The organism is Mycobacterium sp., assembly GCF_039583785.1.
Lineage (GTDB): Bacteria > Actinomycetota > Actinomycetes > Mycobacteriales > Mycobacteriaceae > Mycobacterium.
In genome coordinates, this window is the sequence record NZ_JAVKSG010000130.1 from 1 (window position 1) to 4,679 (window position 4,679).

Genomic DNA, 4,679 nt, shown 5'->3' on the forward strand with positions numbered 1-4,679 from the left:
CAGATCATCCCCGGGAGGGTGCGCCCACTTTCACGCCACCTCGCCGAGGCTCATCCACAGGTTTTGATCATTGCTCATGACGGTTGCGATGCGGCGGTGTCCGAGCCCATTTGCCTTGTGCAGCAGTGCTGTTCCGATCACCGCGGTGGTGTCGGCGTGGCGGGGTTGCAGCTGGGCCGGCATCACGATGTGGGTGCGCAGACAGCTGGCGCAGCGAGTGCGGCGCGGTCTGATTGTGAGGGGTCGCGCTGCCGTGGGAACGGATCGTGCGGCGCCGGCCGTAGCCCCAGGCGGTCAGCTGGCCGATCTCGCAGCGCGGACAGCGCAGATCGCCGGCGGGGGAGCAGTTGCTCAACCTGAAAGTGTTAGATGTTAAGCCGAGCGGAGCCGGGTGGCGTCTTGGCCATCGAGGGTCGACTGATCTTGACGTTCGGGGGGATTCTCAGTCCCCCCTGTTGCCCGTCATCGTGAGTTTCCCCCATCAGTCTTTCCACGTCGACAGGTCTGGGCAAAGGGTGTTGACGGCGTCGTGCCTAGCTTGACCGACCTGCCGCCAGGCTAACCCGGCCGCGCTGAACTCGGCGTTGGGTTTCATCACCGCCAGCCCGATCGCCGGCCAGCCCTGCCCGGCGGCCCAGCAGGTGTCGTGCCCGGCGGCGATCAGTTGAGCCGGGTCACCGGTGATGCCGTGTTTGGCGAGCAGCGCCAAGTACTGCTCCTCGGGGGTGTCCGCCGAAGCGTTCGGCGCGCCCAACAGTGTGGAAGCGGCCAGCGCCGCGAACACCACCGTCATGTGACGAAATTGCCTGGTCATTGATGGCTTCCTCTCTTGACGCGGCCTCGGTGACCGCCCTGATGTCCCTGGCGGCGACCGCGGTGTAGCGCTGCGCCGTCACTACCGAAGCATGACCCCAACGCCTCCTACACCGCACGAAAATTGCGAGTACCGATGCAGCTCGCGCGTGGCGTAGCCGCTGCTAATGCTTGTGCATATCGACCAGCCGGGTGGGTCGACTGATCTTTGAGTTGTTATGTCGGCGCGCGTTGCTCGCCGTGCTCGCGTTTGGGTGATTGGCTAGTGGGCATGGATATTGAGCGGTTCCGCACCGAGGTGGCATCGACGGTGGTGGGCCTCTCCGCTGCCGACCGGATCGCAATTGCCCGAGAGTCCGCTGAGCGACTGAGTGCGGTGCTCGCCGCTATCGAGCGTGGCGAACTGGACGCTGCGGCCACCGAAGTCGCCCGGTTACAGGGTGCGGCGGTGGCGCTCGCGGCGATCTCAGGTTGATCTCTCAAACTTCTGTACAGTAGACGGTCATTTACTGTACAGTGGTGGTATGAGCGCACCCCGCCGCAACCGCACAGCACCCGAGGCCACCGCCGTCGGATACCTGCGGGTCTCCACCGACGAACAGGTCGCCAGCGGTGCCGGTTTGGAAGCGCAGCGGTCGGCCATCGAGGCCGAGGCGCAGCGGCGCGGCTGGACGGTGGTCGGTTGGCACGCCGACGAAGGCGTCTCTGGCAGCAAAGGCATCGACAAGCGGCCTGGTCTGGCGGCGGCAATCGAGGCCATCGAGAACCGTGCCGCGGCGGCACTGCTGGTGGCGAAGACCGACCGTGTGGCGCGTAGCTTGCGCACCCTGCTGGCGGTGGTGGATCGCGTCGAGCGGGCAAGCGGGGTGGTCGTCGCGGTCGATGGGACCATCGACACATCCACTGCCGCCGGCCGTTTCACCACGCAAATCATGGGCGGCGTTGCCGAGCTGGAGCGGGCGCTGATCTCTGACCGCACCAAGGCCGCGCTGGCGGTGCGCAAGGCGCAGGGCGTGAAGCTGGGCCGCGCGTCGGGCCTGTCAGAGGACGTGGTCGCCAGGATCGTCAGCGAAAAGGCAAGCGGCGCTTCGCTCCGCGCGATCGCGGACGGTCTCAACCGGGACGGCATCCCAACCAGCCGCGGCCACTCGACCTGGTACGCCCCGGCGGTCAAGGTGGTGGTCGACAGCCACGCGGCCTAAAACGGTACGGCCGCAACGCAGCTGTGGGCGGCATCGCATCAGCCGCCGACTACGCCCAGAACAAGTACCGAAAGGGAGCCCCAGTGCTGCACTGAACCCTAGGATTCGTCCATGCCGTTAACTGGGGGGCAGACGTTCGCCGGGTACAGAATCGTTCGGCTACTGGGGTCGGGAGGCATGGGAGAGGTTTACCTCGCCCAGCATCCGCGTTTGCCGCGCCGCGACGCTCTCAAGGTCTTGCCTGCCGATGTCTCGGCGGACCCCGAGTTTCAGAGCCGGTTCAATCGCGAAGCAGATCTGGCCGCCGGGCTCTTTCATCCTCACATCGTCGGCGTGCACGACCGGGGTGACTTCGAGGGCCAACTCTGGATCGCGATGGACTACGTCGAGGGTTCCGACGCCGGGCAGTTGATGAAGTCCCACTACCCGAACGGGATGCCCGAACACGACGTGTGCGCCATCGTCACCGCAGTAGCTAATGCCCTCGACTACGCAAACCAGCGGGGGCTTCTGCATCGCGACGTCAAACCTGCCAACATCTTGCTCACCGAGCCGGAAGACGGTGAACGACGGGTTTTGTTGGCGGACTTCGGGATAGCCCGCCAACTGACCGACGTCAGCGGGTTGACCTCCACCAACATGACGGTCGGCACGGTGTCTTATGCTGCGCCAGAACAGTTGATGGGATCATCCGAGATCGACGGGCGGGCTGACCAATACGCGCTGGCGGCCACTGCGTTTCACCTTCTCACCGGGTCTCTGCCATATCAGCATTCTAACCCTGTCGCGGTCATCAGCCAGCACCTCAACGCCGCACCACCGAAGCTCAGCGACCGGCGACCCGAATTGGCGCATCTCGATCCGGTGCTGTCACAAGCGCTGTCCAAAGACCCCAGTGACCGGTTCGGGCGGTCCCGCGAGTTCGCCGCCAAACTCAGTGAGCGAGCCCATTTCGACCCTGCACGTGATCGCTTGACTGAGGTGGGCGTCAGGGTAGAAGCGCCTCGGATCGAGACGCGGACACACGTGGCTGTTGCCAGGCCGCATGGGAAACTCACCGAGCAAGGTTCGCTGTCAGATGATCAGCTACCACCGGCTGCGCCGACAAAAAAGCGGCGCGGACGCCGACTGATCCTCGTTGCGGCGGCGGCGGCGGTGGTTGTGGTCGCTGCGATCTCGGCGACGGTCTACGCGGTCGAGCGGAAGAACAACACCGCCGCTCAATCGCCACCACCGGCCGCCGTTCTCGACGGCACCTATCACCTGGTATACGACCTCACGAAAGTGACGGCCAACGGCGCGCCCACCCCGAAGAAACCGAGCTCCGATTACAACTCCTGGTGGGCATTTCGTTCGCTCTGCACACCGTCGGGATGTGTTGCGACAGGAACCAAACTCGACCCACACAATCCGCAAGTCGCAGTTGCCCCGGCTGACACATCCGATCTGCACTTCGCCGATGGTCACTGGCAGGAGACGCCAAGTCAGGGCCAAGACGAGCGGCCTCGATGCTTAGGAGTGGACGGACAAGTTGTCGCAGGCAAACAGACGGTCACCACCACGAGGTCAATGGAGCCGCAACCCGACGGCACCCTTCGGGGCCTTCACACAGCTACTGTTCTCACAAATGAGTGCGGCGCTGCAGGATCGGTCCAGCAGGTTCCTTTTGTGGCAAGTCGGACCGCTGATGTACCCGCTGGCGTCGACGTGGCTGACCCTGCGACGGTTGCCAGCGCCCCGACACCCAGCAGCCCAGTGCCGTCTGCCGCAGGTCCCAAACTGGACGGTACTTACCGCGTGGACTTCGATCTGGGAGCCCAGACCGTCAACGGCAAACCAACAACTGGCGACGACAAAAAGGACACCCACTGGTGGGCGTTTCGCTCGTTGTGCACTTCGACTCGATGTATCGCCACGGGAGCAGCTCTTTCCGACAACAACCAGCAGGAGCCTTCAGGCGTCATCGCGATCGTCCTGGATTTCACCGACGGACGATGGCAGAACACGCCTTCTTTAATGGACTCGCAGCGGTGCCAGGACGAATATTTTCGCCCGGAAAACCTTCCCGGCGGAGACGCCGCGGATACCTCAACCAACACCTGGTCGCTGGAACCGCAACCGGACGGCACGCTGCACGGCGTTTTGACGAACGCCACCATCACCGACGGGTGCGGCATGAAGGGCAAGGTGTATGAGATACCCATTGTGGCGACTCGGGTCGGCGATGTGCCGCCAGCTGTGGTCCTAGCAGACCCGGCGCTCTTCTAAGGGCGAGGCTGGACCCGGAGTGGAACGCCATGCCGGGTCGGAAGGCTGCTCAATCGGTGCCCGTCTTAGAGTGTCGTTTTCACCCGAATAACAACGGGGGCAATCTCCGTCACTTTCTTTTCCCGGGCATCGATAGACTTGCGTTGCTTCATGAGTTGTCGTCGACAAGCTCCGACTGGACGGCAACACAACCGTCTCGAAATAGAGCTCTTCCGAGACACGGCGTGAAGGACCGTACGGCATCAAATCCTCCCAGGTCGCGATGTCTCAAAAGTTAGTCTCATGCTTAATGCCTCAAATGTCCTTCTCATCAACAAGATCACAGCCTGCGGCACAACAGATTTGAGACACGCCGGCGTGAGACAAGAAATGAGACTCCGCGACCTGGAATTTAGG

5 protein-coding genes are annotated in these 4,679 nt (G+C 63.4%); 3 read left to right on the forward strand and 2 right to left on the reverse strand.

What is annotated here, in order from left to right; all coding sequences use genetic code 11:
- Window positions 1-30: 30 nt before the first annotated feature.
- Entirely contained in the window at window positions 31-183 is a 153-nt protein-coding gene (locus ABDV69_RS20165) for a hypothetical protein (RefSeq protein WP_343577532.1), read from the reverse strand.
- Between the two features lie 298 nt (window positions 184-481).
- Complete coding sequence (locus ABDV69_RS20170) at window positions 482-814, reverse strand: DUF732 domain-containing protein (protein WP_343577534.1); 333 nt, start codon at window positions 812-814, stop codon at window positions 482-484.
- 270 nt (window positions 815-1,084) lie between these two features.
- Here ABDV69_RS20170 and ABDV69_RS20175 point away from each other — a divergent pair, with 270 nt between their 5' ends.
- The 3 genes from ABDV69_RS20175 (at window position 1,085) to ABDV69_RS20185 (ending at window position 4,283) form a co-directional block, all read left to right on the forward strand.
- Window positions 1,085-1,288 (forward strand): hypothetical protein, encoded by a 204-nt coding sequence (locus ABDV69_RS20175; protein ID WP_343577536.1) that lies wholly within the window; start codon window positions 1,085-1,087, stop codon window positions 1,286-1,288.
- Between the two features lie 49 nt (window positions 1,289-1,337).
- Complete coding sequence (locus ABDV69_RS20180; protein WP_343577538.1) at window positions 1,338-2,015, forward strand: recombinase family protein; 678 nt, start codon at window positions 1,338-1,340, stop codon at window positions 2,013-2,015.
- A gap of 111 nt (window positions 2,016-2,126) precedes the next feature.
- Window positions 2,127-4,283, forward strand: a complete 2,157-nt coding sequence (locus ABDV69_RS20185) for a serine/threonine-protein kinase (protein WP_343577540.1) — start codon at window positions 2,127-2,129, stop codon at window positions 4,281-4,283.
- Window positions 4,284-4,679 lie beyond the last annotated feature (396 nt).

Coding starts and splice junctions, on each gene's coding strand:
- ABDV69_RS20175 (WP_343577536.1), top strand. CDS start 1,085: ATGGATATTGAGCGGTTCCGCACCGAGGTGGCATCGACGGTGGTGGGC.
- ABDV69_RS20170 (WP_343577534.1), bottom strand. CDS start 814: ATGACCAGGCAATTTCGTCACATGACGGTGGTGTTCGCGGCGCTGGCC.
- ABDV69_RS20185 (WP_343577540.1), top strand. CDS start 2,127: ATGCCGTTAACTGGGGGGCAGACGTTCGCCGGGTACAGAATCGTTCGG.
- ABDV69_RS20165 (WP_343577532.1), bottom strand. CDS start 183: ATGCCGGCCCAGCTGCAACCCCGCCACGCCGACACCACCGCGGTGATC.
- ABDV69_RS20180 (WP_343577538.1), top strand. CDS start 1,338: ATGAGCGCACCCCGCCGCAACCGCACAGCACCCGAGGCCACCGCCGTC.